Source organism: Cereibacter changlensis JA139 (assembly GCF_003034985.1).
GTDB classification, from domain to species: Bacteria; Pseudomonadota; Alphaproteobacteria; order Rhodobacterales; family Rhodobacteraceae; genus Cereibacter; species Cereibacter changlensis.
This window is the reverse complement of the sequence record NZ_PZKG01000356.1, coordinates 1-1,147: the sequence shown is the minus strand read 5'-3', so window position 1 is coordinate 1,147 and position 1,147 is coordinate 1. Positions and strand designations below refer to the sequence as shown.

Annotated in this window: 3 protein-coding genes; all 3 read left to right on the top strand. The window is 70.7% G+C overall.

Annotated elements, in window-relative coordinates; all coding sequences use genetic code 11:
* Window positions 1-517 (top strand): PA2404 family protein (locus tag C5F48_RS24025; RefSeq protein WP_219907845.1); only part of this gene is annotated, 517 nt, incomplete at its 5' end.
* A complete protein-coding gene (locus C5F48_RS24020; RefSeq protein WP_107666153.1) occupies window positions 514-837 on the top strand; it encodes a hypothetical protein in 324 nt (107 codons plus the stop codon). The genes C5F48_RS24025 and C5F48_RS24020, both read left to right, overlap by 4 nt.
* Window positions 834-1,147, top strand: a 314-nt coding sequence (locus C5F48_RS24015; protein ID WP_258186589.1) for a DUF6162 family protein, incomplete at its 3' end; no start/stop codon positions are given. The genes C5F48_RS24020 and C5F48_RS24015, both read left to right, overlap by 4 nt.

Here is a 1,147-nt window from a genome sequence, read left to right as displayed (position 1 = left end):
AAATGGGCGCCTCGGTCGCCTGTGGCAGACGTGGCGCTTCCATCTTGCCGCCGCGGCCATCGCCGTGCCGGTGGCCGCCTTCCCGGGGTTCTACGCCGACCAGCTGCGGTTCAGCGGGGTTTCCGGGCTCGGTGCGCGCGAGGCGGGCAGCTTTGCGGTGGGACCCTTCGATCTGACGCTGGCCGAATTCACCGCCGACGCCCCGCTCGACGGCGGCGTGGCGGGCGATCGCAAGCAGTTCATCTTGCGGCTCTGCGCATGGTGCGACGCGCGGATCCGCGCCGTCTATGCGCGGATCGGCAAGCCCCGCTCGCTGCGGGCGGCGGGGGCGCTGTTCAGCGGCTCGCCGGGGCGGATGTTCGTGGACATCCCCATTCCCCCGGGCGCCAGTGTCGAGGACGCGCTCTGGCTGACCGTGGAGGAGTGGGATGGTGCGGTGCACATGGGCGCCGTGCCGCTGGAGAGCGCCTCGCCCGCCACCGCCGCATGGCTTCGCAAGAAGGAGACCACAGGATGACACTGACCCGGCTTGCTCTCGGCCTTACGCTGGCCGCCCTGTTGGCGCTGCCCGCCGCCGCGCATTACCCCTTCTGCACCTGCGCCCTGCAGGGCGGAGCCATCACCTGCACCGGCGGATTCTCCGACGGCACCAGCGCCGAGGGCGTGACGGTGGATGTCATCTCCTATGAGGAGGAGGTGCTGGTTCCGGGGACGTTCGACGCGACCTCGACCATCCGGGTGCCGAAGCCGCAAGGCGAGTTCTACATCCTGTTCGACGCCGGCCCCGGCCATATCGTCGAGGTCGACTGGCGCGACATCGACGGGATCGAGCCATGAGCGGCCTGCGCCTGATCGTGCCGCCAGCCTCGGGCAGGCGCGAGACGCTGGCGGTGGCGGCGCTGGTGGCAGCCATTGCGGTCGGCGCTGTCGCGGTGGTTTCCCTGCACCGCGAGACGGCGGAGGCCTCGGTGTTGCCAGGCTGGCAGATCGACCTGCGCCACGAGCTGAACGCGGCGGAGCAGGGCCTGACCGCCGACCTGCTGAATGCCGTGGCCGAGATCCCGTTCCTCGACGATCCGAGCGCTGAGAGCCTTGCAGGCGAAGGCATCCCTCCCTTCGCGCAGGACGCCACGGCGGAAACCCGCGG